Genomic DNA, 25,138 nt, shown 5'->3' on the forward strand with positions numbered 1-25,138 from the left:
ACGGTCCAGTACGCGGGCTTCCGCCCGGCACGCCGAGAGCACGCACCAGACGCCGCGCGGCCGCCCTTCGGGCGACGACGGGAGTGTGACGACAGGCCCTAGGCCCGGCTGCCGCCCGCGCGGGCTGCGGCTTGCGGGCCATGGCTACGGGCCACGGGCTACGGCCGGCCCGTGACCACCGCGGCCAGGGTGGTGCCGTCGGGGAAGGCGCCCGCGCGGGTCAGGGCGAGCAGGGCCCACAGGAGCTTCGCCACGTAGATCCGCTCCACCGGCAGGCCGTGGCGGGACTCGAAGTCCGCCGCGAACCGCGCCAGCTCGGCGGGGACGCGGGCGTAGCCGCCGTGGGCGTAGCCCTCGGCCAGCGACCAGTCGCCCGCCGGACCGCCGAACGCGGCCGTCTGGAGGGAACGTATCTCCGCCTCCAGGAAGCCGCCCCCGACCACCGGGACCCCCAGCGCCCGCTGTCCCGCGCCGAGTCCCGCCGCCAGCCCGGCCAGCGTGCCGCCGGTCCCGCAGGCCACGGCGGCCACGTCGCAGGCGCCGCTCAGCTCGCGGCCCAGCTCGGCGCAGCCGTGCAGGGCGAGCGCGTTGCTGCCGCCCTCGGGGATCACGTAGGCCCCCTCGGCGCCCGCCAGTGCGGGGAGCCCGGCCTTGTCGCGGTAGGCCGACCGGGTCACGAAGTGCAGCCGCATGCCGTCCGCCGCGCACCGGGCCAGCGAGTCGTTCAGCGGCCGCCCCGCGAGCTCGTCCCCCCGTACGATCCCGACGGTCGCCAGCCCCAGCAGCCGGCCGGCCGCGGCGGTGGCCCGCAGGTGGTTGGAGTAGGCCCCGCCGAAGGTCACGAGCTCCGGGTACCCGCCCGCGACGGCCGCCCGGAGATTCGGCGCGAGCTTGCGCCACTTGTTGCCGGGCAGCTCCGGGTGCACCAGATCGTCCCGCTTGAGCAGCAGCCGCACGCCGTGCGCGGCGAACCGCTCGTCGCGGACCTCCCGCAACGGCGAGGCCGGCCGGGGGCGCAGGACCGGCTCGGGGTCGGGGGCGGGGTCGACTGGATGTTCCACCCGCCCATTGTGTGCCGCATCCACCCGCTGCGTCGCACGTCAGAGCGGGTCTGCTCCGGACGGCCGCACCGGCGGCTACTTCAGGCGCTCCTCGACGCGCGTGCGCATGGAGGCCATCGTGAAGCCCTTCGGGTCGATCTTGCCCGGGCGCCATTCGAGGTGGCCGACGACCGAGCGGGCGGTCCAGCCGTGGGCGCGGCACAGGGCGGCCGAAGCGCGGGCCATGGCGTCGAGTTGGGCGGCCGGCCAGGGGTCCTCGCCGTCGCCGAGGTTTTCGCACTCGAAGCCGTAGAAGTGGCGGTTGCCGTCGGTGTTCGCGTGCTGGTCGGGCGGGAGGCGCTTCTCGGCGATCACCGCCGCCAGGACGCCGGAGTCGCCCGCTCCGGCGTGGTTGGCGCGGCCGTGGCCGACCAGGTGGACCCCGCCGTCCTTGGTGATCACGCCGTGGCAGAGCGGGCCGGGGAGGTCCGCGTGGCCGTCGCGGCAGAGCTGGACGGTGTACGGGGTCCCGTGCGTGACGGTGTGGTGGAGCATCACCCCGTGCACCGGGCCCCAGGGGCCCTTGTGGTTGCGGTTGTGGGTGCGCCAGTTGCCCACTTCGACGACGGTGAGGCCTTCGGCCCGCAGGGCCCTCAGGAACCGGTCCGCGGACAGGGGTGCGGACATGACCGCCTCCTTGGCTGTGAGTAGTCGAGCGATTACTCAACGTTTAGTGGAGGCGGTCGTTCCGTCGCAAGGGCGCGCACCCGGCGCACGGTTCACGCAGAGGCGAGCCACAGGTCGGGGCCGAAGACTTCGTAGTGGATGTCGGCGGGCGCCACGCCCTTGGCGATGAGCTGCTCGCGCGTCGCCCGCATGAAGGGGAGGGGGCCGCAGAGGTAGGCCTTGGTGCCGGGGGCGACCGGGACGGCGGCGAGGTCGAGGAGGCCCTCGTGGTCGCCGGGTTCGGCGCCGGACTCGTACCAGAAGTGCGCCGAGGCGTCGGCGAGCTTGCCGGTCAGGTCCCGGTGGCCGGCGCGCAGGGCGTGGTCGGCGGGGGAGCGGTCGGCGTGCAGGACGGTGACGGGGGCCGTGTGCGCGGTGTCGGTGAGGTGTTCCAGCATCGAGAGCATCGGGGTGCAGCCGATGCCGGCCGAGGCGAGGACCACGGGCGAGGCGGAGTCCTGGAGGACCAGGTCGCCGTACGGGGTCGAGACGCGCAGGGTGTCGCCGGTGCGGACGTGGGCGTGCAGGTGGTTGGAGACCTCGCCGTCGGGGCCGGCGGCGGCCGGGCCGTGGACCCGCTTGACGGTGATCGAGCGGACCGGGGAGCCGGGGGCGCTGGAGAGGCTGTACTGGCGGATCTGGCGGGCGCCGTCGGGGAGTTCGACCTGGACGGAGACGTACTGGCCGGGCTTGAAGCCGGGCGCGGGGGCGCCGTCGGCCGGGGTGAGGTGGAAGGTGGTGCAGTCCGCGGTCTCCTCGGCGCGGGCGGCGACCGTCCAGTCGCGCCAGACGTCTCCGGCGAGGACCTGCTGCTCGGCGTAGAGGCGCTCCTCGATGGTGATGAGGGCGTTCGCCATGAGCCAGTAGACCTCATCCCAGGCCTCGGCGACCTCGGGGGTGACGGCCTCGCCGAGGATCTCCACGATCGCCTCGAAGAGGTGCTTGTGGACGACGGGGTACTGCTCGCGGGTGACGCCGAGTGAGGCGTGCTTGTGGGCGATGCGGTTCAGCATCACGTCGGGGCGGGCCTCGGGGTGGGCGACGAGGTGGGTGGCGAAGGCGGCTATGGAGCCGGCGAGGGCCTGCTTCTGGAGGCCGGCGTTCTGGTTGCCGCGGTTGAAGAGGTCGCGGATCAGTTCGGGGTGGGCCGCGAAGAGCTTCCCGTAGAAGAGCTCCGTGATCTCGCCGATGGCCGCGCCGACGGCGGGCAGGGTGGCTCGTACGGTCGCGGTCGACTTCTCGGAAAGCATCGGTGACTCCTCGGGTCGGGGTGGAGCGCAGAAGTGGAATATGAGATGCGTATTTGTGGAGATGATTTGCGGGTCGTAAGCGTCCGCTGCGGTGCGGACTTGTGTTCGAAGGGGCTGTGTCGATCAGGCTATGCGGGCCCAGTGGCGGTGTGAACCGGCCATCCGGCCTTTGTCGTCAGGGTCTTCCGGCCCCCGGCGATCCGCCCGAAATGCCCAGCAGGAGCGGACCGGTCGGGGCTGCCACCAGGTCGTTCACCGTCAGCGGGTCCAGGGAGGCGAAGAAGGCCTCCTGGGCCCGGCGCAGCGCCCCGCGCAGTACGCAGGCGCTGCGCAGCGGGCACGGGACGGTGCCGTCGCAGTCGACGACGTCGCCGGCGCCCTCCAGTTCGCGGACCACCCCGCCCACCGAGGCGGCGCGCCCGGCGGGGGTCAGGGTGAGGCCGCCGCCGCGTCCGCGACGGGCCTCGACCAGACCGAGATGCTGCAGCTTGGCGACCACTTTCGCGGTGTGGGTGTACGGGACCTCCATGGTCGCCGCCACGTCGCGGGTGGTCGGGAGGTCCGCCTCCGCGACGGCCAGGCGCATCAGGACGCGCAGGGCGAGGTCGGTGAATCGGGTCAGCCGCATGGGTCCAGCGTAGAAAACTTGCATCCTCCGTGCAAATTTAGCGGCGGGCCCCCGCGCGGGTGGCTGAAACGGGTGGGGTCCAAGTGCCCCATGGGGCGGGAGTTGAAGTGAAGAGAGTGCCCAGCCACGAACGGAGTAGTCCCACCCTTTTGTGTAATGGTCCCACCACGGTCCGTGCTGACAGGCTCCTCCCGCAGATTCATGGAGTGATCGAAGGGGAAAACATGTCGGTCCAGGCAGGTTCCGAATCCGAGACCCAGGCACCGCAGCGCAGTCTGGGAACATCGGCCGCGCGGAACTTGGCAACCACGACCAAGTCCGCGCCGCAGATGCAGGAGATCACCTCGCGGTGGCTCCTGAAGATGCTCCCCTGGGTGTCCGTCCAGGGCGGTACGTACCGGGTCAACCGGCGGCTGAGCTACTCGGTCGGCAACGGCATCGTGGAGTTCATCAAGACCGGCACGCAGGTGCAGGTGATTCCGGCGGAGCTGGGGGAGCTCCCCGTGCTGCGCGACTACGACGACCCCGACGCGCTGGCCGAACTGGCCGCGCGCTGCCACCAGATCGACTTCGAGCCGGGCCAGGAGCTCACCTCCTTCGGCAGCCCCGCCGACAAGGTGTTCCTGCTCGCCCACGGGCGCATCGACCAGATCGGCCCCGGTCCCTACGGTGACGACGCCGTCCTGCAGACCGTCGCCGACGGGGCCTTCTTCGGCGAGGACTCCCTCGTCGACGAGGAGGCCATCTGGGAGTACACCGCCCGCGCCGCCACCTCCGGCACCGTGCTGGTCCTCTCCCGCCAGGACTTCCAGATCCTCGCCGACCGGGTCGACTCGCTGCGGGCGCACGTGGACTCCGTACGGGCCCTGCCGGAGCAGCGCACCAACAAGTACGGCGAGGCCGCGATCGACCTCTCCGCCGGCCACCAGGGCGAGGCCGTACTGCCGGGCACCTTCGTGGACTACGAGGCCCGCCCGCGCGAGTACGAACTCTCCATTGCACAAACGGTCCTGCGCGTCCACACCCGCGTCGCCGACCTGTACAACCAGCCGATGAACCAGACCGAGCAGCAGCTGCGGCTCACGGTCGAGGCGCTGCGCGAGCGCCAGGAGCACGAGATGCTCAACAACCGCGACTTCGGCCTCCTGCACAACGCCGACTACGACCAGCGCATCCAGTCCCACGACGGCGCGCCCAGCCCCGACGACATGGACCAGCTGCTCAGCATGCGGCGCGGCTCCAAGTTCTTCCTGGCCCACCCCAAGGCCATCGCCGCCTTCGGGCGCGAGTGCAACAAGCGCGGGCTCTACCCGGAGTCGGTCGAGATCGGCGGGCACCGGGTGCCGGCCTGGCGCGGGGTCCCGATGTTCCCGTCCAACAAGATCCCGATCAGCGACGCCCGTACGACCTCCATCCTCTGCATGCGCACCGGCGAGGACGAGTCGGGCGTGATCGGCCTGCACCAGCCCGGCATCCCGGACGAGATCGAGCCGAGCACCTCGGTGCGGTTCATGGGGATCAGCGAGCAGGCGATCATCTCGTACCTGGTCACCACCTACTTCTCCGCCGCGGTGCTGGTGCCGGACGCGCTCGGCGTCCTGGAGAACGTCGAGATCGCCCGCTGGCGCTGACCCGGCCGGAGCCGGCTCCGGTGCCGGCTCCGCAGCGAAGGGCACGAGGCAGGACGGGACAGGACGGGACGGAGCGCACACGCCATGTCGACCACTGAGGCGATCACCACCAGCGAGGGGCAGGAAGCCGCCGTCCTGCTGGAGCGGACGAGAGAAACGGTCAACCCGGAACTGCGCCGCACCGTCGAGAGCCTGCCCGGCTCGATGCGGAACGTGGCGATGTACCACTTCGGCTGGGAGCACGAGGACGGCACCCCGGCGGCGGGCAGCACCGGCAAGGCCATCCGGCCCGCCCTGGTGCTCGCCGCCGCGCAGGCCCTGCGCGGGGACGGGGCGGCCGGGGAGGCCGTACGGCCGGCCGTGGCCGTGGAGCTGGCGCACAACTTCACGCTGCTGCACGACGACGTCATCGACAAGGACGTGCGCAGGCGCGGCCGGCCGACGGCCTGGACGGTCTTCGGCACCTCGGACGCGATCATCACGGGCGACGCCATGATGGCGCTCGCGCTGCGGCTGCTCGCCGAGGACCCGCATCCGGCCTCGGCGGCCGCCTCGGCGAGGCTCGCCGCCTGCATCGTCGAGCTGTGCGCGGGCCAGCAGGCGGACTGCGCCTTCGAACAGCGCCGCAGCGTCTCGCTCGACGAGTGCCTGACCATGGCGACGGCCAAGACCGGGGCCCTGCTGGGCTGCGCGTGCGCGCTCGGCGCGCTGTACGCGGGGGCCGGTCCGGACGAGGTCGACGCCATGGACGCCTTCGGCCGGGAGGCCGGGCTGGCGTTCCAGCTCATCGACGACCTGATCGGCATCTGGGGGGACCCCAGCCACACCGGAAAGCCCGCCGGGGCCGATCTGCTGGCCCGCAAGAAGTCCCTCCCGGTCGTGGCCGCCCTCACCTCGGGCACCACGGCGGGGGAGGAGCTGGCAGCGCTGTACGCGGGTCCCATGACCGGGGACGACGTGGGCAGGGCCGCCGCGGCGGTGGAGCGGGCCGGCGGGCGGGACTGGGCGCAGGCCCACGCCGCCGACCGGATGGGGCGGGCGGTGCAGCAACTGTCGCGGGCCGTTCCGGACCTGGGGGCGGCGGGCGGACTGCTGGCGCTGGCGGAGTTCGTGACGCGGCGCACGAAGTGACCACGTAGGGCGAGGGGGCGCGAGGGGGGGGCGCGAGGGGGGACCCCGGGAGGCCTGTTCCGGCACCGCACGGTGCCGGAACGGGCCTTTCTGCGTCGGTGGGTCAACTCTAGGATCACTCACGGTTGTTGACGCGTGAGTGAAGTGAAGGGTGTGACCCATGGGGCTGGAGATACGTCAAGCCGGTCGATCGGACCGGGACGCCGTGGCGCGGCTGCTCGACGAGGCCTTCCGCAGCGATCCGGTGAGCAGCTGGGTGTTCCCGGACCCGGAGCACCGGGCCGCGGTGCACGGGAAGTTCCTGGGCGTCTTCGTGGACGTGGCCCTGGCCGAGGGGCGGATCGACTACGCGGTGGACGGTTCGGCGGCGGCGCTGTGGCTGCGGATCCCGGCGGGCGATCCGGACGCCGAGCACGTCGAGGACGAGGTCCCGGCGAAGATGCGGGCCGTGGCCGACCCGGACAACGAGCGGTGCGAGCTGGTGGGCCGGCTCACGGGCGCGGTGCACCCGATGGCGGAGGAGCACGAGTACCTGCTGATGATCGCGGTCGCCCCGGGGCGGCAGGGCGAGGGGCTGGGCACGGAGCTGATCCGGCCGGTGCTGGAGCGCTGCGACCGCGAGGGGGTGCCGGCGTACCTGGAGGCGAGCAGCGAGCGCAGCAAGGGGCTGTACGAGCGGCTGGGCTGGGAGTTCACGGGCGAGGCGGTGCGGCTGCCGGACGGGCCGCTGATGTGGCCGATGTGGCGCAAGCCGCAGTGATCCGATCCCCGATCCCCGATCCCGGTCCCCGAGTCGCCGGCGCCGTCCGTCGCCGGTGGATTCCCCCTTGCGAGACCACTTCACCTGAAGTACTTTGATCGACGTGCCTCGATGGGGGTGCACTGTCGGACGGAAGAGAATCGCTTGCGCAAGCTCACGTACTTCATCGCCGCCTCGGTCGACGGCTTCATCGGAGCCCCGGACGGCGATGCCGATTTCATCTACAGCCACCTCGACGGTGAGTTCATCGACTTCCTCAAGGCCGAGTACCCGGAGACCATCTCCACCCCGGGGCGCGCCCAGCTGGGGATCGAGGGCGCCGAACCCAAGCACTTCGACACCGTGCTCATGGGGCGCGGTACGTACGAGCCCGGCCTCAAGGTGGGCCTGACCAGCCCGTACGGGCACATGCGCGAGCAGTACGTGGTCTCGCGCTCGCTCACCACCACGCCGGACCCGGCGGTGCGGCTGATCGACGGGGATCTGGTGGAGAAGGTGCGCGGGCTGAAGACCGAGGACGGGCTCGGCATCTGGCTGTGCGGCGGGGCGGACCTCGCGGGGCAGCTGATCGAGGAGATCGACGAGTTCGTCGTCAAGACGTACCCGGTCTTCGTCGGCACCGGCATGCCGATGTCGCGCGCCGGGTTCGGGGCGCGGCCGCTGGAGCTGACCGGGGTCCGGTCCCTCGGCGGCGGCCAGGTCGTCACCTCGTACGCGGCCCGGCGCTGACCCGCCGAAGCGGCGAAACCGGCCTACCGTGGAGGTATGGCCGGTGAACAGCGGGAACAGCAGAGGCACGGGACGGTCGCCCCGCGGGCCGGACACGACCAGCAGTCGTGCCCGGCCTGCGGGAGCTCCGTCGACACGATGGTCGGACGGCGCAAGTCCCTGGGGATCTTCGTCCCGACATGGACTCCGGGTCCCTGCAGGAACCCGGAGTGCACGGCGTACGAGCCCGAGGGGGGCCGGCCCGAGGAGGCCTAGCCCGAGGGGGCAGGCCCGAGGGGTCCTAGCCCTTCGCGTCCAGACCGGACGCGACGAGGCCGTTCGCCCACAGCTGGTTGACGCGCGAGCGCTCGGTGGAGTTCGGGGTGGCGTTCTGGCAGGAGGTGCCGGGGCCGCCGCCGGACATCAGCTCGCTGCACGGGCCCGAGTAGTGGTCCGGCAGGCCGAGCACGTGACCGGTCTCGTGCGAGGTCACGCGGGTGGAGTTGTACTGCTGGTTCTGCCGGTAGTCCAGGAAGATGTAGCCCTGGCCGTGGCCGTTCGTGCTCGCGTACGAACCGCGCGAGTCGTTGCCCTCGTAGTACGCGAAGTTCCCGCCCGAGGACACCTCCTGCAGCTTGACGTTGGTCACCGAGCTGTTCCAGATCTGCGTGGAGCGCGCTATCTGGGTGCGGAAGCTCGGCGCGTTGCGGGTGTTGTAGGTGACGGTCACGGCCGCCAGGCCCGGGGTCGCGGCGCGCTGCTGGGCCACCGAGCGCTGCACGGCCTCGAAGAAGGCGCGGTTGGCGGCCTGGTTCTCCTTCGACTGCTCGTACGCGGCGTACGTGCTCGGGCTGCCGGCGCCGGCCGAGGCCGTGGCGGTCGTGCCCGGAACGACGGCGCCGAGGACGGCGGCGATGCCGAGGCCGACTGCGGACAGGGTGGTCTTGCGGGAGTGGCGCATGTGGGGGACTCCTGCTCATCCGGTGCGGTGGGGGGTCGTTCGGTACCGGAGTCTGCGGGAGCGGGAGTGGCCGGCGGATGATGTCAGACCCCGATAGCGCCGGGCTATCGGGGGGATTTCGGAAGCCCGACTCCCAAGAGAATGGCGGGATTCGAGGGGATACCGGTTACTGGTGCGGTCGGCTCGCCCCGGCCTACTCTCGGGGCATGGAGCTTGAGGTCAGGCACCTGCGCGCCCTGTGCGCCATCGCCGACGCCGGCAGCCTGCACAAGGCCGCCCGGCAGCTCGGCGTGAGCCAGCCCTCCCTGACGACCCAGCTTCGGCGCATCGAACGCGCCCTGGACGGGGAGCTGTTCCTGCGCGAGCGCACCGGATGCCGGCCGACTCCCTTCGGGCGCACCATACTCGGGCGGGCGCGGCCGCTCCTGGCCGAGATGGCCGCCCTCGTCGCGGAGGCCCGGGCGCTGTCCCAGGGGCCCCGGCTGCGGATCGGCTCCACGGCCAGCCGCGCCCTGCCCGGCTGGCTGCGGCGGCTGCACCGGCGGCTGCCCGACACGGAGACCGACCTGATGGTCGACGTGTCCGCCAACGCGCTGCTGCGGATGACGGCCGCGGGCCGGCTCGACGTGGCCTTCGTGCACGAGGTCGAGGGCAGCCCGCTGCGGGTGCCCCCCGGGCTGGAGTTACGGGTCCTGATGGAGCGGGAGCCGCAGTTCGTGTCCATGTCCCGGGACCATCCGGCGGCGGCCCGCTCCGTGGTGGAGCTGCGCGACCTCGCCGCCGACCGGTGGACCGTGGACCCGTCGGTGGACGGGGAGTGGGACGGCCTGCGCCGGGTCCTCGCGGGCGCCGGCCTCGACCCGCCCCTGCTGCACGCCGATTACCACACGGCCGCCTCGCTGATCGTCTCCGGCGAGGCCGTCGCCCCCTGCCAGCCCACCTCCGGACCGCGCGAGGACATGGCGATCCGGCCGCTCTCGGGCGACCCGCTCGCCGTACGCCTCCTCCTCGCGACCCGCCCCGGGGTGCACGCGCAGGTGTCCGAGGGGGTGTACGAGGACCTCCGCGCGGCCTACCGCGAAGCGGCGCTGGGGACTCCGCCCTACCGCGCCTGGCTGCGCCGCAACGCGAGCCCGCTGCTGGCGGCGTAGGGGGGAAGGTGCTCTACACGCGGCGGCGGGCCCGGTCGTAGGCCAGGGCGGCCGCGCCGTGGGTCACCAGGACGGTCCCCGCGGCCAGCCAGCCCGGGCTGCGGCGGCGGGCCGCCCACACCATCAGGGGGGCTCCGGCGGCCAGTTGGGCGGCGCCCGCCAGGCGCGCCTTGGGGCCGCGGAGCCACGGGCCCAGGGGGCTGTCCTCGACCACCGCGAGCTCCGCCCGCACCGTGTCGCGCCAGCCCGCCCACTCCACCCGCTCCGCCGCCGGCGCGACCCGGGCCGCCTCCCGCAGCCGGTCGGCCGGTTCGCCGGGGTTCAGGCCCGCCGGCAGCGCCAGCCCCGCCCGGGCCAGCAGGGCGATGACGCCGAGCAGCCGGGACTCGCCGTCCGCCGCCTCGTCGGGGCGGGTGAGGCGCTCCAGTTCCTCCAGGTCCAGGACCGGGTCCAGTCCGAGCCGGGCCGCCAGCGTCCGCATGGCGTCCGCGTTCGGGGCGTCCGGATCGCTGTGCGGACGGCCGTCGGCGTCCCACTCGTAGCTCGCGGACCGGCGGAATCCGGAGGAGAGGACGAAGCCGGTCCGGCCCTCCTCCCACCACAGGCTCAGCACCGGCCAGTTGGAGCTCAGCGCGACCGCCGCGCCCCAGCCCGCCAGGACTTCGGCCACGGACTCCGCGCCGCCGAGCCAGGGCTTGGCCTCGGGTACCAGCACGCTCCATTCGCCGGCGGGGGCCAGCAGCAGGCGTTCGCGCAGGATGTGCGCGGCGGGTCGGGCGGCGAGGGGCTCGGCGCGGCAGAGCAGGAGTCCGCCCGCCGTGGTCTGGGAGATCGACATGCCCACACGCTAAGCCAAATCGGCCCAAAGTGATGATTTTGGATCATCCTGACGCGCTTGACTTCCCGCAACCGCGATATATCGTGTTAGTCAGAAGACGCGATATGTTGCGTGCGTGTACGCCGAGGAGGATCAGCACCATGGCAGAGGCAGCGCGGAATCCGCAGAATCCGCCGAAGGTATGGTCGGTCGCCGAGCCGCAGAAGCTCGCCTTCGAGGAGCCGGTGACCGAGGTCCGCGTCCGGATGTCCGGCGGCACGGTCAACGTGGTCGCCGCCGACGAGGGCCCGGCCCGCCTGGAGGTCTCCGAGGTGGACGGGCCGCCCCTGCACGTGGTGCAGGAGGGCGGGACCCTCACCGTCTCCTACGAGGACCTCCCGTGGAACGGTTCCCAGGGGCTCAAGCAGTGGTTCGAGAGCAAGCCCTGGAAGGCCTGGTCCGCCTCCGACTCCGGCCGCAAGGCCTGGGAGCGCAGCGCGACCGTGACCCTCACGGTCCCGGCCGCCACCCGGGTGCAGCTGGCCACCGTCAGCGCCACCGTCTTCGTCTCCGGCATCGACGGCGGCACCGACGTCCACGGGGTCTCCGGCGACACCACGCTCGTCGGCCTGTCCGGCCGGGTCAAGACGCACACCGTCTCCGGCGGGGTCGAGGCCCAGTCCGTGACCGGCGAGCTCGGATTCCACTCCGTGTCCGGCGGCCTGACGGTCGTCGACGGCGCCGCGGGCAACGTACGGGCCGACTCGGTCAGCGGCGACATGCTGATCGACCTCGCCCTCGACGACCGCCCCGAGCCCCGGCCGGTCGACATCTCCCTCAACTCCGTTTCCGGGCAGGTCGCCATCCGCCTCCCGCACCCGGCGGACGCCCGGGTCGAGGCCAACACCGCCACCGGCGGCGTCTCCAACGCCTTTGAGGACCTGCGGGTCTCGGGCCAGATGGGAGCCAAGCGGATCACGGGCACCCTGGGCGCCGGCACCGGCACCCTGCGCGCCACCACCGTTTCCGGCTCCATCGCCCTGCTGCGCCGCCCGGCCGCCGACCCGGCCGGTGCTCCGGCCGCCCCGCTCGCGCTCGACAAGAAGGTGCTCTGACATGCCGCCCGTCTTCGCCCACGGCCGACTCCGGCTCTACCTCCTCAAGCTGCTCGACGAGGCCCCGCGCCACGGGTACGAGGTGATCCGGCTGCTGGAGGAGCGTTTCCAGGGGCTGTACGCGCCCTCCGCGGGCACGGTGTACCCGCGCCTGGCCAAGCTGGAGACCGAGGGCCTGGTCACGCACGCGACCGAAGGCGGGCGCAAGGTGTACTCGATCACCGACGCGGGCCGCGCCGAACTGGCCGACCGCGGCGGCGAACTGGCCGACCTGGAGCTGGAGATCCGCGACTCGGTCTCCGAGCTGGCCGCCGAGATCCGCGCCGACGTGAGCGGCGCGGCGGGCGACCTGCGGCGCGAACTGCGGGCCGCGGCCAGCGCGTCGGCCACGCAGGTGGAGGACGAGTCCTGGACGGCGGCCAAGGAGGAGTTCCGCAAGGCCAAGGCCGAGTGGAAGGAACAGGCGCGCCGGGCGAAGGACGAGAGCCGCCGGGCCCGCGAAGAGGCCCAGCAGGCACGCCGGCAGGCCAAGGAGGCGCAGGAGCGGGCCCGTGAGGAGGTCCAGCGGATCGCCGGCCAGCTGCAGGAGCAGTTCGCGAAGTCGGGCGGGGTCCTGGGCAGCCTGGCGGGAGCCTGGCTCGGCGGCTCCGGCCCGACGGCGCCGTCCACCGCGCCCGGCGCACCGTCGGCGGCTCCGTCGGCCGCCCCGGCGTCGGCTCCCGACCCGGACTGGGCGCGGGACGTACCGACGACGGGGGACCCGGCCCGTGACCTGGACCGGCTGCTGGACCGCTTCCGCGACGACATCCGCGACGCGGCCCGCGACCGGGGCATGGGCGACGACCAGCTGGCGCAGGCCCGTACCCACCTGGCGGAGGCGGCCACCCGCATCGCCTCGGCCCTCGGCTCGCAGGGCTAGGCCGTCGGCCTGGGCCGCCTCTGCCGTCGCCTTCGGATCCTCGCCGCGACCGACCCCCGTACGGTCGGGGCGAGGATCCGGGTCAGCGCTCGGAGGCGGCGCGCCGCATCCGCGTGGCGAGCAGGAGGCCCGCGCCGGCGACGAGCGCGGTGCCCGCACCGCCCACGATCCAGCCGGTGTCACCGGCGCCGGTCGCGGCGAGGGGGCCGCTGCCGCCGCCCTGGGGGGTGACGGCGGAGTTCCCGGAACCGGTCCCGGTCCCGGCGCCGGAAGACCCGGGGGCGGGAGTGGGAGTGGGGGTCGGGGTCGGGGTGACCTGGTCCGGCTGCTTCCCCTCCTCCTTGTCCTTGTCCTCCTGGGCCTTCTTGTCCTTGGCGCGTGCCTCGTGCTGGCCCGTCTTCAGGAACTCGACGCGGTCGGCGGGCGTGCCGTCGAGCGCCGCACGGCCCGCCTTGACCAGTTCGGGGCCGCCGCCGTCGATGATCTGTGCGATCGCGACCCGGTTGTCCTGGTCGCGCAGCTGGTGCTGGCCCGTCTTCAGGAACTCGACGCGGTCGGCGGGAGTGCCCTTGAGCGCCTTCTTGGCGCCTTCCTTCAGGCCGGGGCCGGCGCCGTTGATCAGCCTGGAGATGGCGACCTTGTTGTCGTCGTCGCGCAGCTCGTGCTGGGTGACCTCGTAGAAGTGGCGCAGCTTCGCCAGGTTCGAGCCGTGGTCGCTGAGGACCGCGTTGATGCCTTCCTTCAGGCCGGGGCCGGCGCCGTCCAGGAGACGGAGGATCAGGATCCGGTAGTCGTCGAGGCGGATCGAGTGCTGGTCGGTCTCGATGAACTTGCGCATGGCCGCAGGGCCGTCGGCGATGGCCTTGAGGCCCGCTTCCTTCATGTGCCCGCTGGCCATCGGGTCGGCGATGATCGCGAGGATCGTCTTGCGGTCCTTCTCGGCCTGGCTCTCGTCCGGCTGCTCGGCCGGGGGCTGGACCACCGGCGGCTGCACCTCCGCAGGCTGGTCGGGCGCGGTGGGAGCCGTAGGACCGGCGGGCACGGTGGATTCTCCGCCGGTGGCGAAGGCCGGGGACGACAGGAGCACGGCCGGGGCCAGCGCGGCAACGGTGACCGCCGCGGCGATCCGGGACAATTTCACGGCAAAACCCCCAGTGGAGAACGTTCTTTCGCAGTGCATGACTGGTGGACCGCACAGATGGTTGTACGCCGCATCGAAGAACGTGGGGGAGTGTGACCCGCTTCTCAGCCCGCCAGGGCCGTCTCGGCTCCCGCATAGGTGACCCCGTGGTCCGCGAGGACCTCGGCGGGCGTGCCGGGGCGGGAGAGCAGGGAGAGGAGCAGGTGGAGCGTGGAGATGTGCCGGTCCTTGCGGCCCAGGGCGATGCGCAGGGACTGCTCCAGGACCTTCTTGGCGCCCGGGGTGAAGCGGGTGCGGCCGGAGCGGCTCCGGGGGGCCGGGGCCGACAGGGCGCCCTCGCCGTGGGTCTCCTCGATGCGGGAGACGATCTCCGTGAGGTCGATGCCGAGGCCCGCGAGGGCTTCCTCGTCGGCCTTGGACATCCCGCCCCGGCGGCGGGCCGCCGCCAGGTCGTCGCAGATCGCGGTCCGGTCGAGGCCCAGGGGGTCGAGCGCGCCCAGGGCCAGCAGCGAGAGGAGCAGGTGCTCCTCGCCGACGCGCTGGGCCCCGGTCCGCTCGGCCTCGGCGACCGCGCCCGTCACGGCGGAGCGGGCGTCCCGGGTGAAGCGTTCGAACATCAGAGCCTCCCGTGCTTCTTGTGTACGGCCTGCCGGCTGACGCCCAGCTCGGCCGCGATCTCCTGCCAGGACCAGCCCTGCGCGCGGGCCCCGCGTACTTGTACGGCCTCCAGCTGCTCCAGCAGTCGTCGGAGGGCGGCCACGGCGCGCAGGCCCACGCGGGGATCGCGGTCGCCGGCGCGCTCGGCCAGATCGGTAGCTTCCGTCATGGATGTCAATGTAGGTTGACGCACGGGAGGGTGTCAACCCACATTGACATCGGCAGCGGTGGCGTCGGAGGCTCCCGCGGCTAGACGGTGAGGACGATCTTGCCGAAGAGGTCGCCCGACTCCAGCTTCGCGAAGCCCTCGCGGGCCCGGTCCAGCGGCAGCGTCTCGTCGATCACGGGGCGCACCCCGGTCGCCGCGCAGAAGGACAGCAGGTCCTCCAGCTCGTCCTTCGAGCCCATCGTCGACCCGACCACCTTGAGCTCCAGGAAGAAGATCCGGGTCAGCTCGGCGTGCGCCGGGCGGTCCCCGCTGGTGGCGCCGGAGATCACCAGGGTGCCGCCGGGACGCAGGGACTTGACCGAGTGCGACCAGGTGGCGGCGCCGACGGTCTCGATGACGGCGTCGACCCGCTGGGGGAGCCGCGCGCCGGGCTCGTAGGCCTCCACGGCGCCCAGTTCGACGGCGCGCTTGCGCTTGGCCTCGTCCCGGCTGGTCGCGAAGACCCGCAGGCCGGCGGCCTTGCCGAGGACGATGGCGGCGGTGGCGACCCCGCCGCCCGCGCCCTGGACCAGGACGGAGTCGCCGGGGCGGACGCCTGCGTTGGTGAAGAGCATCCGGTACGCGGTGAGCCAGGCGGTGGGCAGGCAGGCGGCCTGTTCGAAGGAGAGCTCGGCGGGCTTGCGCAGGACGTTCCACGCGGGGACGGTGACCTGCTCGGCGAAGGTGCCCTGGTAGCGCTCGGTCAGGATCGAGCGGGGCTCGTCGGGGCCGACCCCGTGGCCGGTCTGGCCGATCACGGAGTGCAGGACGACCTCGTTGCCGTCCTGGTCGATCCCGGCGGCGTCACAGCCGAGGATCATGGGGAGCTTGTCTTCGGCGAGGCCGACCCCGCGTAGCGACCACAGGTCGTGGTGGTTGAGGGAGGCGGCCTTGACGTTCACGGTCACCCAGCCGGGGCGGGCCTCGGGGGCGGGGCGGTCGCCCAGCACGAGGCCGTTCAGGGGCTGGTCACGGTCGATTCGGGCAGCGTAGGCAGCGAACATGGCCGCGAGGCTACCGGGCGGTAGCCCGGGGATCCAGGGCCGCCCCCGGCCCGGCCCGGTCGGCCCGGCTTCCGGTGATCCGGCCTGCGCCCCTGGCCGGGTGGCCCTACGGAGCGGCCCGCCGCTGACCCCGTGGGGGAGCCGGGCCCTGCGGGGCTGTCCCCTACCCACCCTTCCACCGTTCCCTGGGCTCCGCCCAGACCCGCGCCTCAAACGCCGGCGGGGCTGGAAGGGTCGCCTCAAACGCCGGCGGGGCTGGGTGTGTCCCCGGGGCGGGGCTGGATGTGGCCGGTGTCGGCCCACGCGTGGACGTCGGGGTGGAAACGCGAAGGGGGGCCCGGCCGAATGGTTCGGTCGGGCCCCACTTCGTACAGCCGGTGCAGCGTTTACGCCAGGCGGGCCACGCCGTCGGCCTTCGCCGCCGCGGCGACCGCGGCCGTGACGGCCTCGGCGACGCGGGTGTCGAACGGCGAGGGGATCACGTAGTCGGCGGCGAGCTCGTCACCCACGACGCCGGCGATGGCGTCGGCGGCGGCGATCTTCATGCCCTCGGTGATCCGGGTCGCGCGGACCTTCAGCGCGCCCGCGAAGATGCCGGGGAACGCCAGCACGTTGTTGATCTGGTTCGGGAAGTCCGAGCGGCCCGTGGCCACGACCGCCGCGTACTTGTGCGCGACGTCGGGGTGGACCTCCGGGTTCGGGTTGGCCATGGCGAAGACGAAGCAGTCCTTCGCCATCGTCGCCACCGCGGCCTCGGGGACCGTACCGCCGGAGACGCCGATGAAGACGTCCGCGCCCGCGAGGGCGCTCTCCAGGGAACCGGTCTGGCCGGTCTTGTTCGTCAGGCCCGCGATCTCCGCCTTGACGTCCGTCAGGTCGGAGCGGTCGGCGGAGACGACGCCCTTGCGGTCGGTGACGCAGACGTCGCCGATGCCCGCGTCCACGAGGATCTTGGCGATCGCGATGCCCGCGGCGCCGGCGCCCGAGATCACGGCGCGCAGGTCGGCGAGGGTGCGACCCGTCAGCTTCGCGGCGTTGCGCATGGCGGCCAGCGTCACGATGGCCGTGCCGTGCTGGTCGTCGTGGAAGATCGGGATGTCCAGCGCCTCCTGGAGGCGGCGCTCGATCTCGAAGCAGCGGGGCGCCGAGATGTCCTCGAGGTTCACCCCTCCGAAGGACGGCGCGAGGCGGATCACGGTCTCGATGATCTCGTCCGTGTCCTTGGTGGCGAGCGCGATCGGAACCGCGTCGACGCCACCGAACTGCTTGAAGAGAATGGCCTTGCCCTCCATCACGGGGAGGGAGGCCTCGGGCCCGATGTCACCGAGTCCGAGCACGGCCGTACCGTCGGTGACGACGGCGACCACGTTGGACTTCCAGGTGTACTCGTTCACGAGCTCGGGCTGCTCGGCAATGGCGCTGCAGACCTTCGCAACGCCGGGCGTGTACGCCAGGGACAGGTCGTCCTTGTTGTGGACCGGCACGGTGGCCACGATGGCCATCTTGCCGCCCCGGTGCAGCGCGAACACCGCATCCGGGTTGTTGTCCGTCACGCTGTCGCTGCGAGGATTGACGATCTCCGCTGCCACTGTCTTAACCCCTTATGTCTTTGAATCGTTGAGGGTGGCCACTCCTGGTTAAGGGGTGGGCGGGCACCGCGTCCGTCTTCACGGCGACGGTTGATAGGCCCGTCTCCGCGAAGGGGAGGTTCGTACGCGCGGGCGCGCCGCACGCGCGCCCTGAGCCCCGGATGAGGGGTGTAAGGATCTGTTCTACCCGAAGAACACTCACCCAGACGAGTCGATTCCCGCTCGACCATAAGCCTCTTGTCACGGTTTTGGCGAAAAGTCCAAACCTCTGTGTCCGATGGGCGAGACGCGCCGCAAAAAGTGCGGCAAAAGGCCCAGGTCACGGCCGTTCGTGCGGCTCTGAGGGGCCTTGTCCGCAGTCCTGTTGGGTACGAAGCGGCTGCCGTTATCCGATTTTGACCTGACGGGCTGCCTGAATGACTCAGTCCGAATGGCAAGATGCCCCTAATCACACAAGGTCGCGACACTCGATGGGGCGTGCCCGACCGCTTTTCGATGCTTTCCACCTGCCGGAGGAACCAGCTCATGACCGCAAGCACCACCCGCCGTACGACCGCCGCCCGGTCCCGGATCGCCGCGGTCGGCGCGATCGCGGTCGCCGGCGCCCTGATCCTCACCGGCTGTGGAGACCAGACGGACAAGGCTTCCACCGCGACGCCGTCGGGCAAGGCGAACGCCGCCCCGCTGTTCGCCAAGCTGCCGAAGAAGATCCAGGACGCGGGCGTCATCAAGGTCGGCACGGACGCCACGTACGCGCCGATGGAGTTCACCGAGGGCGGCAAGATCGTCGGCGTCGACCCGGGCATCGCGGAGGCGCTCGGCAAGCAGCTGGGCGTCACCTTCAAGTTCGAGTCGGGCACCTTCGACACCCTGATCGGCAGCATGCAGACGGGCCGCAGCGACGTGGTCATGTCCTCGCTCACCGACACCAAGGCCCGTCAGGAGGGCCTGGACGACAAGGGCGCCAAGACCGGTGCGGGCGTCGACTTCGTCGACTACTTCAGCGCCTCGACCGGCATCCTGGTCAAGAAGGGCAACCCGGACGGGATCAAGACCCTCGACGACCTCTGCGGCAAGAAGGTCGCCGTCCAGCGCGGCACCACGTACGAGCAGTCCGCCAAGGACCAGTCCGAGAAGTGCAAGACGGCCGGCAAGGGCGAGATCTCCATCGAGGCCTTCCCGACCGACGCCGAGGCCCAGACCCGCGTGAAGGCCGGCGGCGCCGTGGCCGACCTCAACGACTCCCCGGTCGCCGCGTACATCGCGCAGACCGCCGGTGGCGGCAACGACTTCGAGGCCATCGCCAACCCGACCGACGCCGGTCTCTTCGGCATCGCCGTGGACAAGAAGAACGCCGAGCTGCGCGACGCGCTCAAGGCCGCCCTCGACGCGATCATCAAGGACGGCTCGTACAAGGCAGCCCTGGACAAGTGGAACGCGGGCTCCGGTGCCGTGACCGAGGCCAAGATCAACGCAGGCTCCTGATCTCCGCGCACCACCGCAGCACACTGAAGGGCAGTCACTGTGACTGACAAGCTCGACAAGGTCCCGGGCCCGGCGGACACCCCGCCGGCCGGGGCCATCCCCCCCGAGGCGATCAAGGCCATTCCGGTCCGTCACTACGGCCGCTGGGTCAGCGCCCTGGTCGTCATCGGCCTGGTCGCGATGCTCGCCATCGCGTTCTCGCAGGGCAACGTCCGCTGGGCGACCGTGCCGGAGAAGCTGTTCGACCCGACCATCATCCGGGGCATGTTCAACACCATCTGGATCAGCGTCGCCTCGATGGCGCTGGGCCTGGTGCTCGGTGTCCTGTTCGCGGTGATGCGGCTCTCGAAGAACCCGGTGACCAGCACCATCGCCTGGTTCTACATCTGGTTCTTCCGCGGCACCCCGGTGTACGTGCAGCTCCTGATCTGGTTCAACCTCGCGCTGATCTTCCCGGTGCTGAACCTGGGGTTCTACAAGGACGAGATGACCCAGGTCATGACCCCGTTCCTGGCCGCCCTCCTCGGGCTCGGCCTGAACGAGGGCGCGTACATGGCGGAGATCGTCCGTGCCGGCATCCAGTCGGTCGACGAGGGCCAGAGCGAGGCCTCGCACGCGCTGGGCATGACCCGGACGCAGACCATGCGCCGGATCGTGCTGCCGCAGGCGATGCGGGTGATCGTGCCGCCGTCGGGCAACGAGTTCATCAACATGCTGAAGACCTCCTCGCTGGTGGTCGCCGTGCAGTATCCCGAGCTGCTGCGCGCGGCCCAGGACATCGCGTCGACCTCGTTCGCGGTGATGGAGATGTTCTTCGTCGCGTCGATCTGGTACCTCGTCCTGACCAGTGTGTTCAGCGTCGGCCAGTACTACCTGGAGCGCCGCTACGCGCGCGGCTCGCTGCGATCCCTGCCGGACACCCCGCTGCAGAAGATCAAGGCGAACCTCTCCCGCTTCTCGAACCGCAAGGCGGTGGCCTGATGACTTCGACTGCCATGGTGAAGGCCGAAGGCGTCCACAAGTCCTACGGACCCGCGCACATCCTCAAGGGCATCGACCTGGAGGTCGCCCCTCGTGAGGTGTTCTGCCTGGTCGGCCCGTCCGGCTCCGGCAAGTCGACGTTCCTGCGGTGCATCAACCACCTGGAGCAGATCAACGCCGGAAAGCTGTACGTCGACGGCCGCCTGGTGGGCTACCGGCAGAAGGGCGACAAGCTCTACGAGCTGAAGGACAGCGAGGTCGCGGCGCAGCGCCGGGACATCGGCATGGTCTTCCAGCGCTTCAACCTCTTCCCGCACATGACGGCCATAGAGAACGTCATGGAAGCCCCCGTCATGGTCAAGGGCGAGAGCAAGTCGGTCGCGCGGGCGCGCGCCGTCAAGCTCCTGGACCGGGTGGGCCTGGGCGACAAGGGCGGCAACTACCCGACCCAGCTTTCGGGTGGCCAGCAGCAGCGCGTGGCGATCGCCCGGGCGCTGGCGATGGAGCCGAAGCTGATGCTCTTCGACGAGCCCACCTCGGCTCTCGACCCGGAGCTCGTCGGTGACGTCCTCGACGTCATGCGGGACCTGGCCGAGTCGGGCATGACCATGATCGTGGTCACGCACGAGATGGGCTTCGCCCGCGAGGTCGGGGACAACCTCGTCTTCATGGACGGCGGCGTCGTGGTCGAATCCGGCCACCCGCGCGAGGTCCTGGGCAACCCGCAGCACGACCGCACGAAGGCCTTCCTCTCGAAGGTCCTGTAAGGGCGGCGGCGTTCCACGCGTGAGGGGCGGTACGGGAATCCGTACCGCCCCTCACGCATGACCGGCCCGCGCCGGCCCCGGCCTACTTCAGGGCCAGCACCAGCCCGTCGGAGGGCGAGCGCCAGACCGTACGGGCCTCCGCGAAGCCGGCGCCGCGCAGCGTGGCCGCGTGCCAGGACTCCGGCGGGGTGTCCCCGTCGGCGTGCTCGCCGTAGATCTCGTAGCGGGCCTTCGTCGGCTCGGCGAGCGCCGGGTCGGCGGCCGCGAGCTCCCACCACTCGCGCCAGTCCAGCGCCCCGGCCTCCTTCGCCCGGTCCATGCCGCCGTGCCGGTGGGCGCGCTCGGCGGCGTTGATCCGCGGGGTGGCGGGGTCGGGCATGTGGTCGGCGTTCATGAACACCCCGCCGGTGCGCAGCAGGGACGGGAGCTGCCCGTAGAGGACGGCGAGGTCCTCACTGGGCAGCCAGTGCAGGGCGGTGGCCGTCAGGATCGCGTCGAAGGAGCCGTGGGGGAGGGCCGAGCGCCACTCGGGGTCCTTGAGGTCGGCGGTCACGAAGGTGACGCGGGGGTCGCCCGCGAAGTGGCCCCGGGCGATCGTCAACAGGGCGGGGTCGAGATCGACTCCCGTACTGGTGGATTGCGGGAACCGCTTGAGGACGCGGTCCGTGATACTTCCCGTACCGCACGCGAGATCGAGCACCCGGGGGGCGGTGCCGACCAGCGCCTCCACCATGTCCAGCATCACCCGGAACCGCTCCTCGCGGTCCGGCATGTACCACTCCTGCTGCCGGTCCCAGCTGTCCTGCCAGGCCTGCCAGTCGGACGGTGCTGCCGTACCGGAACGTGCTGCCGTATCGGAGCGTGCTGTATCCGCCACGAATGCCTCCATGCGTAATACCCTCGAACATGTCTCAGCCGTTACCGGAGACACTAATCCGCAGCCGTAAGGACTACAAGTGGAACTGGCCCATTACTCGGACTACGCCGTGCGCCTGGTCAACACCGAGGAGCCGGCCCGCAACAAGGACTCGCTGACCTCCGTGGACGCCGTCCGCGCCCTCTTCGGGGCCAGCGTGCAGATGGCCCGCCGGGTCACGGACGGTGACGTCACCCGCTTCCGCAACGTCCGCGGCCGGCTGCGCACTGTCTTCGAGGCCGCCGACGGCGGAGACCACGTCCTCGCCGTCGACCTGCTGAACTCCCTGCTCATGGAGTTCCCGGTCAGCCCCCAGGTCTCCGGGCACGAGACGATCGGTGAGCACGGCGGCCCGAACTGGCACATCCACCTGGCCGACCACCCCTCCAACGCCTCCGCCGGCTACGCCGCGATCGCGTGCTTCGGGCTGGCCTTCCACCTCACCGAGCACGGCCCGGACCGGCTCGGCCTCTGCCAGGCCCCGCCCTGCCGCAACGCCTACCTCGACACCTCCACCAACCGCTCCCGGCGGTACTGCTCCGACCGGTGCGCCACGCGCGCCAACGTCGCCGCCTACCGCGCCCGCAAGCGCCTGGAGGCCGAGGAGTCCGCCCGCAGCGGGCGCAGCGCCGAGGAAGCCCAGGAGAGCCACGCCCTCAGCGAGCGCTGACCCTCCCGCGCGTGCTCCGGCCGGGGGCGCGGCCGGAAGCGGACCACCGCGGTCGCCAGCACGAGCTCGTCGGGGACCGCCCCGTAGTCCGTGCTGTCGCCCGTCTCGTTGTACGGGTTGTCGCCCAGCACCCACCAGCCGCCCGGGCGCCGCTCCACCGCCCGCTTGACGACCAGCAGGTCCTGCTGGAACGGGTGGCGCAGCACCACCACGTGACCCGGCCGCACGGGGGCCCCGTAGCGGACCAGCACCTGGTCCCCGTTCTCCAGGGTCGGCGCCATCGAGGGGCCCATCACCTCCACGGTGCCGATCTGCTTCAAGGGCGATTCCCACTCCCGCGTCCGGCCGCGCGAGCGCGTGCTCCCCGCCATCCGTGATCTCCTTGACCGTCCTCGTCCACTGTTCGTGCCACCCCGCATGCTGCCGCACTCTTCCGTACATTCGGTCACCGGCCCGGGCACACCCCTGGACTTTTGTCCCAACCCCACGGGGGCGCCCGCGAAATCGTCTTTCTCACGGAGTAATCTCCCCTTTGAGAAGACGATCACGAGGAGGACAAACTCCATGCTTTCCCGCCTCTTCGCCCCCAAGGCGAAGGTCTCCGCCCACTGCGATCTTCCGTGCGGCGTGTACGACCCTGCCCAGGCCCGCATCGAGGCCGAGTCCGTCAAGGCCGTGCAGGAGAAGTACCAGGCCAACGACGACGCCGACTTCCGCGCGCGCGCCATCACCATCAAGGAGCAGCGCGCCGAGCTCGCGAAGCACCACGTTTCCGTGCTGTGGAGCGACTACTTCAAGCCGCCGCACTTTGAGAAGTACCCGCAGCTGCACACCCTGGTCAACGACACCCTGAAGGCCCTCTCGGCCGCCAAGGCGTCGAACGACCCGGCGACCGGCGCCAAGGCGCTGGAGCTCATCGCCGAGATCGACCGCATCTTCTGGGAGACCAAGGCCGCCTGATCCGGCTCACCAGCCTGATCGGCCTTGTCCCGCGGGACGATGACGAAGGGGCCCGACCGCACGTGCGGTCGGGCCCCTTCGTCGTGCCGCGCGTCCTGCGCGGGCGGAGCGTCCTACTCGTCCTCGTCGTCCTCGTCGTCCAAGCGGGCCAGCCAGGTCGCGAGGCGTTCCACCGGGACCTCGAAGTCCGGGTTCAGGTCGACGAAGGCGCGCAGCTGCTCGGCGAGCCACTCGAAGGTGACCTCCTCCTCGCCGCGCCGCTTCTCCAGCTCCTCGATGCCGCGATCGGTGAAGTACAAGTCGGGCTCCGTGCGGTGGTCGGGTGTTCGGGTGTGTCCCGTCAGGATAATCCGTCGGCCCGCCGCGGCCGGACCTGACCGCTTTCCGCCGTTCACGGAGCCCCTCTCCAGGGCAGGGATGGAGGGTCCGCGGCGGGAGGTATGCATGGATCACCCCGAGCCGAGCGACGACGTGCTGCGGGCGCTCGGTTCCACCGAGCCGTCCGCCGAAGGGACCGCGCTGGTCTGCGGCGTACGGCGGGCCCGGCGGCTGCGGCTGCTGCGGGAGCTCGCGCGACTGCCCGGCGCCCGTACCGGGGAGGCGGCCGAGCGCTGGGCCCTGCTGGAGGAGGCCGGGCGCCGGAACCCCGGTGCGGTGGCCGACGTGGTGCACTATCCGGCCACCGGGGTGTGGGCCGAGGAGACGCTGCGCCGGCTGCGCACGCGGCACGGGCCGCCCGCCGACCTCGGACACCTCGGGGCGCTCGCCGCCGCCGCCGCGCTGCGCGCCGGGATCGGCTTCAAGATCACGCTGCGGCCCGCGCACGGACGCCTCGCCCTGCCCACCCTCGGACTGCTGCGCCCGGACCGGCCGGGGCCGCTCGCCCTGACCGAGGGCTCCTGGGACCCGGCCAACCCGGAGGCGCTGGCCCTGCACGCGCTGCCCGACGGGCGGACCGCCCTGGACGACCTGGACCCGTACCGCGCCCCGGGCACGGTGCCCGCCGCCCGCCGGCTCACCCCCAAGGGGCACAAGCGCTGGGACACCCAGTGGTCCGGAGCCCTCACGCTGCTGCGGCGCTACGACACCGCCCGCGCGGAGGAGGCCGGGCTGCTGCTGCGCTGCGTGGTCCCGCTGTCCGGCAGCTCCCGGTCCTACGGCGGGACCATGCCCGCGGCGGCGGGTTCCGTCCTGGCGCGGGCGCAGCCGCCGCCCGCGCTGGCCGCGACCCTGGTGTTCGAGGTGCAGCAGGGGAAGCTGGCGGCCCTCGCGGAGGCGCTCCCGCTGCACACCGCCGACGGCTCGGCACGGTACTGGGCGCCCTGGCGGGCCGATCCACGGCCGCTGGAGGGGCTCCTGCGGGGCGCGTACGCGCATCTCGGGCTGGCGGGCTACTGGCAGCGCGCGGCGCTCTACGGGGCCAGGGGGGCCTGGGCGCAGCACGCGCGGGTGCGGGCTCAGGTGGCGGCGGTGCTGCCCGTCCTGGACGCCTGCCCGGAACTCACCGCCGCGGGGCGGGTGTTCGTCGGGGCGATGGCTGTCGCGGAGCGGGGGATGGACGGGGTGCCGGCGCCGGGGTCCCGGTACGCGGTGGCCCGCGCGGCGGTGGAGCACGACCGGGCCGCGTGGTGCGCGGCGCACCCGAACCTGGCCCCGTACGCGTCCGGCTGACGCCTCGGGGCTGCCGCTGCGCGGGGCGAGGTCCCCTACCCGCCCTTCCACCGTTCCCCGGGCGCTGCCCGGACCCGCGCCTCAAACGCCGGCGGGGCTGAAAAGATCGCCTCAAACGCCGGCGGGGCTGGATATATCCAGCCCCGCCGGCGTTTGAGGCGCGGGGTCTGGGGCGGAGCCCCAGGAGCGGGCCGGTGGACAGCCGGAAGGCCCGGCTCCCTCGGGTATTCGAGGGAGCCGGGCCTTCCACCG

Annotated in this window: 28 protein-coding genes; 14 read left to right on the top strand and 14 right to left on the bottom strand. The window is 72.0% G+C overall.

Features of this window, described 5'->3' with window-relative positions; translation table 11 throughout:
- Positions 1–158 precede the first annotated feature (158 nt).
- From ACODT5_RS44915 to ACODT5_RS44930, 4 genes are all read right to left on the bottom strand, one after another.
- Positions 159–1,061 (bottom strand): 1-aminocyclopropane-1-carboxylate deaminase/D-cysteine desulfhydrase, encoded by a 903-nt coding sequence (locus ACODT5_RS44915; RefSeq protein WP_422524644.1) that lies wholly within the window; start codon positions 1,059–1,061, stop codon positions 159–161.
- A gap of 75 nt (positions 1,062–1,136) precedes the next feature.
- Positions 1,137–1,727: an N-acetylmuramoyl-L-alanine amidase gene (locus ACODT5_RS44920; protein WP_422524645.1), complete on the bottom strand. Its 591-nt coding sequence runs from the start codon at positions 1,725–1,727 to the stop codon at positions 1,137–1,139.
- 92 nt (positions 1,728–1,819) lie between these two features.
- A complete protein-coding gene (locus ACODT5_RS44925; protein ID WP_422524646.1) occupies positions 1,820–3,016 on the bottom strand; it encodes a globin domain-containing protein in 1,197 nt (398 codons plus the stop codon).
- Between the two features lie 175 nt (positions 3,017–3,191).
- Positions 3,192–3,644 (bottom strand): RrF2 family transcriptional regulator, encoded by a 453-nt coding sequence (locus ACODT5_RS44930; protein ID WP_422524647.1) that lies wholly within the window; start codon positions 3,642–3,644, stop codon positions 3,192–3,194.
- A gap of 224 nt (positions 3,645–3,868) precedes the next feature.
- On the opposite strand from ACODT5_RS44930, the gene ACODT5_RS44935 reads away from it, so the two are divergent.
- From ACODT5_RS44935 to ACODT5_RS44955, 5 genes are all read left to right on the top strand, one after another.
- Positions 3,869–5,275, top strand: coding sequence for a family 2B encapsulin nanocompartment shell protein (locus ACODT5_RS44935; protein ID WP_422524648.1), 1,407 nt, complete (start codon positions 3,869–3,871; stop codon positions 5,273–5,275).
- 84 nt (positions 5,276–5,359) lie between these two features.
- Complete coding sequence (locus ACODT5_RS44940) at positions 5,360–6,406, top strand: family 2 encapsulin nanocompartment cargo protein polyprenyl transferase (RefSeq protein ID WP_422524649.1); 1,047 nt, start codon at positions 5,360–5,362, stop codon at positions 6,404–6,406.
- A 160-nt stretch (positions 6,407–6,566) separates the two neighbouring features.
- A complete protein-coding gene (locus ACODT5_RS44945) occupies positions 6,567–7,166 on the top strand; it encodes a GNAT family N-acetyltransferase (protein WP_422524650.1) in 600 nt (199 codons plus the stop codon).
- A gap of 144 nt (positions 7,167–7,310) precedes the next feature.
- Complete coding sequence (locus ACODT5_RS44950; RefSeq protein WP_422524651.1) at positions 7,311–7,895, top strand: dihydrofolate reductase family protein; 585 nt, start codon at positions 7,311–7,313, stop codon at positions 7,893–7,895.
- 36 nt (positions 7,896–7,931) lie between these two features.
- Positions 7,932–8,150: a hypothetical protein gene (locus ACODT5_RS44955; RefSeq protein WP_422524652.1), complete on the top strand. Its 219-nt coding sequence runs from the start codon at positions 7,932–7,934 to the stop codon at positions 8,148–8,150.
- Between the two features lie 25 nt (positions 8,151–8,175).
- Here the strand turns inward: ACODT5_RS44955 and snpA are convergent, their stop codons facing one another.
- Positions 8,176–8,835: a snapalysin gene (gene snpA / locus ACODT5_RS44960; protein ID WP_422524653.1), complete on the bottom strand. Its 660-nt coding sequence runs from the start codon at positions 8,833–8,835 to the stop codon at positions 8,176–8,178.
- A 206-nt stretch (positions 8,836–9,041) separates the two neighbouring features.
- Here snpA and ACODT5_RS44965 point away from each other — a divergent pair, with 206 nt between their 5' ends.
- Entirely contained in the window at positions 9,042–9,986 is a 945-nt protein-coding gene (locus ACODT5_RS44965) for a LysR family transcriptional regulator (RefSeq protein WP_422524654.1), read from the top strand.
- 13 nt (positions 9,987–9,999) lie between these two features.
- On the opposite strand, the gene ACODT5_RS44970 is transcribed toward ACODT5_RS44965, so the two are convergent.
- The gene (locus ACODT5_RS44970; protein WP_422525247.1) at positions 10,000–10,818 is read right to left on the bottom strand and encodes a hypothetical protein; all 819 of its coding nucleotides are present in this window, start codon (positions 10,816–10,818) and stop codon (positions 10,000–10,002) included.
- Positions 10,819–10,964: 146 nt separating this feature from the next.
- Between ACODT5_RS44970 and ACODT5_RS44975 the strand changes: the two genes are divergently transcribed.
- Positions 10,965–11,918, top strand: a complete 954-nt coding sequence (locus ACODT5_RS44975; RefSeq protein WP_422524655.1) for a DUF4097 family beta strand repeat-containing protein — start codon at positions 10,965–10,967, stop codon at positions 11,916–11,918.
- 1 nt (position 11,919) lies between these two features.
- Complete coding sequence (locus ACODT5_RS44980; RefSeq protein WP_422524656.1) at positions 11,920–12,837, top strand: PadR family transcriptional regulator; 918 nt, start codon at positions 11,920–11,922, stop codon at positions 12,835–12,837.
- 82 nt (positions 12,838–12,919) lie between these two features.
- On the opposite strand, the gene ACODT5_RS44985 is transcribed toward ACODT5_RS44980, so the two are convergent.
- The 5 genes from ACODT5_RS44985 to ACODT5_RS45005 all read right to left on the bottom strand — a co-directional run bounded on the left by ACODT5_RS44985 (position 12,920) and on the right by ACODT5_RS45005 (position 17,436).
- Positions 12,920–13,978 carry an ALF repeat-containing protein gene (locus tag ACODT5_RS44985; protein WP_422524657.1) on the bottom strand — a complete coding sequence of 353 codons (1,059 nt, stop codon included), beginning with the start codon at positions 13,976–13,978 and terminating at the stop codon, positions 12,920–12,922.
- 104 nt (positions 13,979–14,082) lie between these two features.
- On the bottom strand, positions 14,083–14,595 hold the full coding sequence (locus ACODT5_RS44990; RefSeq protein WP_422524658.1) for a Clp protease N-terminal domain-containing protein: 513 nt from the start codon (positions 14,593–14,595) through the stop codon (positions 14,083–14,085).
- Positions 14,595–14,804 carry a helix-turn-helix domain-containing protein gene (locus ACODT5_RS44995; RefSeq protein ID WP_243336126.1) on the bottom strand — a complete coding sequence of 70 codons (210 nt, stop codon included), beginning with the start codon at positions 14,802–14,804 and terminating at the stop codon, positions 14,595–14,597. Before ACODT5_RS44995 ends, ACODT5_RS44990 begins: the two co-directional genes overlap by 1 nt.
- Before the next feature lie 80 nt (positions 14,805–14,884).
- On the bottom strand, positions 14,885–15,847 hold the full coding sequence (locus ACODT5_RS45000) for a zinc-binding dehydrogenase (protein WP_422524659.1): 963 nt from the start codon (positions 15,845–15,847) through the stop codon (positions 14,885–14,887).
- 386 nt (positions 15,848–16,233) lie between these two features.
- Positions 16,234–17,436 carry an NAD(P)-dependent malic enzyme gene (locus ACODT5_RS45005; protein ID WP_389691425.1) on the bottom strand — a complete coding sequence of 401 codons (1,203 nt, stop codon included), beginning with the start codon at positions 17,434–17,436 and terminating at the stop codon, positions 16,234–16,236.
- Between the two features lie 525 nt (positions 17,437–17,961).
- On the opposite strand from ACODT5_RS45005, the gene ACODT5_RS45010 reads away from it, so the two are divergent.
- From ACODT5_RS45010 to ACODT5_RS45020, 3 genes are read left to right on the top strand one after another with little or no spacing between them, the layout of a single operon-like run.
- A complete protein-coding gene (locus tag ACODT5_RS45010) occupies positions 17,962–18,921 on the top strand; it encodes an ABC transporter substrate-binding protein (RefSeq protein WP_422524660.1) in 960 nt (319 codons plus the stop codon).
- Positions 18,922–18,960: 39 nt separating this feature from the next.
- Positions 18,961–19,902 carry an amino acid ABC transporter permease gene (locus tag ACODT5_RS45015; protein ID WP_422524661.1) on the top strand — a complete coding sequence of 314 codons (942 nt, stop codon included), beginning with the start codon at positions 18,961–18,963 and terminating at the stop codon, positions 19,900–19,902.
- Positions 19,902–20,669 (top strand): amino acid ABC transporter ATP-binding protein, encoded by a 768-nt coding sequence (locus ACODT5_RS45020; protein WP_422524662.1) that lies wholly within the window; start codon positions 19,902–19,904, stop codon positions 20,667–20,669. Before ACODT5_RS45015 ends, ACODT5_RS45020 begins: the two co-directional genes overlap by 1 nt.
- 82 nt (positions 20,670–20,751) lie before the next feature.
- On the opposite strand, the gene ACODT5_RS45025 is transcribed toward ACODT5_RS45020, so the two are convergent.
- Positions 20,752–21,546 carry a class I SAM-dependent methyltransferase gene (locus ACODT5_RS45025; RefSeq protein ID WP_422524663.1) on the bottom strand — a complete coding sequence of 265 codons (795 nt, stop codon included), beginning with the start codon at positions 21,544–21,546 and terminating at the stop codon, positions 20,752–20,754.
- A 79-nt stretch (positions 21,547–21,625) separates the two neighbouring features.
- Here ACODT5_RS45025 and ACODT5_RS45030 point away from each other — a divergent pair, with 79 nt between their 5' ends.
- Positions 21,626–22,255, top strand: coding sequence for a CGNR zinc finger domain-containing protein (locus ACODT5_RS45030; RefSeq protein ID WP_385369336.1), 630 nt, complete (start codon positions 21,626–21,628; stop codon positions 22,253–22,255).
- Here the strand turns inward: ACODT5_RS45030 and sodX are convergent.
- On the bottom strand, positions 22,159–22,548 hold the full coding sequence (gene sodX, locus ACODT5_RS45035; protein WP_422525248.1) for a nickel-type superoxide dismutase maturation protease: 390 nt from the start codon (positions 22,546–22,548) through the stop codon (positions 22,159–22,161). The two genes, ACODT5_RS45030 and sodX, sit on opposite strands and share 97 nt — an antisense overlap.
- A 271-nt stretch (positions 22,549–22,819) precedes the next feature.
- Between sodX and sodN the strand changes: the two genes are divergently transcribed.
- Positions 22,820–23,215, top strand: a complete 396-nt coding sequence (gene sodN / locus ACODT5_RS45040; protein WP_030709803.1) for a superoxide dismutase, Ni — start codon at positions 22,820–22,822, stop codon at positions 23,213–23,215.
- A 113-nt stretch (positions 23,216–23,328) separates the two neighbouring features.
- Here sodN and ACODT5_RS45045 read toward each other — a convergent pair whose 3' ends face one another.
- Complete coding sequence (locus ACODT5_RS45045; RefSeq protein ID WP_422524664.1) at positions 23,329–23,514, bottom strand: DUF6104 family protein; 186 nt, start codon at positions 23,512–23,514, stop codon at positions 23,329–23,331.
- 145 nt (positions 23,515–23,659) lie between these two features.
- On the opposite strand from ACODT5_RS45045, the gene ACODT5_RS45050 reads away from it, so the two are divergent.
- The gene (locus tag ACODT5_RS45050) at positions 23,660–24,886 is read left to right on the top strand and encodes an aKG-HExxH-type peptide beta-hydroxylase (RefSeq protein ID WP_422524665.1); all 1,227 of its coding nucleotides are present in this window, start codon (positions 23,660–23,662) and stop codon (positions 24,884–24,886) included.
- Positions 24,887–25,138 lie beyond the last annotated feature (252 nt).

Origin of the sequence: Streptomyces tatrensis (assembly GCF_049310065.1) — a bacterium.
Lineage (GTDB): Bacteria > Actinomycetota > Actinomycetes > Streptomycetales > Streptomycetaceae > Streptomyces.

Coding starts and splice junctions, on each gene's coding strand:
- ACODT5_RS44920 (WP_422524645.1), bottom strand. CDS start 1,727: ATGTCCGCACCCCTGTCCGCGGACCGGTTCCTGAGGGCCCTGCGGGCC.
- ACODT5_RS44925 (WP_422524646.1), bottom strand. CDS start 3,016: ATGCTTTCCGAGAAGTCGACCGCGACCGTACGAGCCACCCTGCCCGCC.
- ACODT5_RS44930 (WP_422524647.1), bottom strand. CDS start 3,644: ATGCGGCTGACCCGATTCACCGACCTCGCCCTGCGCGTCCTGATGCGC.
- ACODT5_RS44935 (WP_422524648.1), top strand. CDS start 3,869: ATGTCGGTCCAGGCAGGTTCCGAATCCGAGACCCAGGCACCGCAGCGC.
- ACODT5_RS44940 (WP_422524649.1), top strand. CDS start 5,360: ATGTCGACCACTGAGGCGATCACCACCAGCGAGGGGCAGGAAGCCGCC.
- ACODT5_RS44945 (WP_422524650.1), top strand. CDS start 6,567: ATGGGGCTGGAGATACGTCAAGCCGGTCGATCGGACCGGGACGCCGTG.
- ACODT5_RS44955 (WP_422524652.1), top strand. CDS start 7,932: ATGGCCGGTGAACAGCGGGAACAGCAGAGGCACGGGACGGTCGCCCCG.
- snpA (WP_422524653.1), bottom strand. CDS start 8,835: ATGCGCCACTCCCGCAAGACCACCCTGTCCGCAGTCGGCCTCGGCATC.
- ACODT5_RS44965 (WP_422524654.1), top strand. CDS start 9,042: ATGGAGCTTGAGGTCAGGCACCTGCGCGCCCTGTGCGCCATCGCCGAC.
- ACODT5_RS44975 (WP_422524655.1), top strand. CDS start 10,965: ATGGCAGAGGCAGCGCGGAATCCGCAGAATCCGCCGAAGGTATGGTCG.
- ACODT5_RS44980 (WP_422524656.1), top strand. CDS start 11,920: ATGCCGCCCGTCTTCGCCCACGGCCGACTCCGGCTCTACCTCCTCAAG.
- ACODT5_RS44990 (WP_422524658.1), bottom strand. CDS start 14,595: ATGTTCGAACGCTTCACCCGGGACGCCCGCTCCGCCGTGACGGGCGCG.
- ACODT5_RS44995 (WP_243336126.1), bottom strand. CDS start 14,804: ATGACGGAAGCTACCGATCTGGCCGAGCGCGCCGGCGACCGCGATCCC.
- ACODT5_RS45000 (WP_422524659.1), bottom strand. CDS start 15,847: ATGTTCGCTGCCTACGCTGCCCGAATCGACCGTGACCAGCCCCTGAAC.
- ACODT5_RS45010 (WP_422524660.1), top strand. CDS start 17,962: ATGACCGCAAGCACCACCCGCCGTACGACCGCCGCCCGGTCCCGGATC.
- ACODT5_RS45020 (WP_422524662.1), top strand. CDS start 19,902: ATGACTTCGACTGCCATGGTGAAGGCCGAAGGCGTCCACAAGTCCTAC.
- sodX (WP_422525248.1), bottom strand. CDS start 22,548: ATGGGCCCCTCGATGGCGCCGACCCTGGAGAACGGGGACCAGGTGCTG.
- sodN (WP_030709803.1), top strand. CDS start 22,820: ATGCTTTCCCGCCTCTTCGCCCCCAAGGCGAAGGTCTCCGCCCACTGC.
- ACODT5_RS45050 (WP_422524665.1), top strand. CDS start 23,660: ATGGATCACCCCGAGCCGAGCGACGACGTGCTGCGGGCGCTCGGTTCC.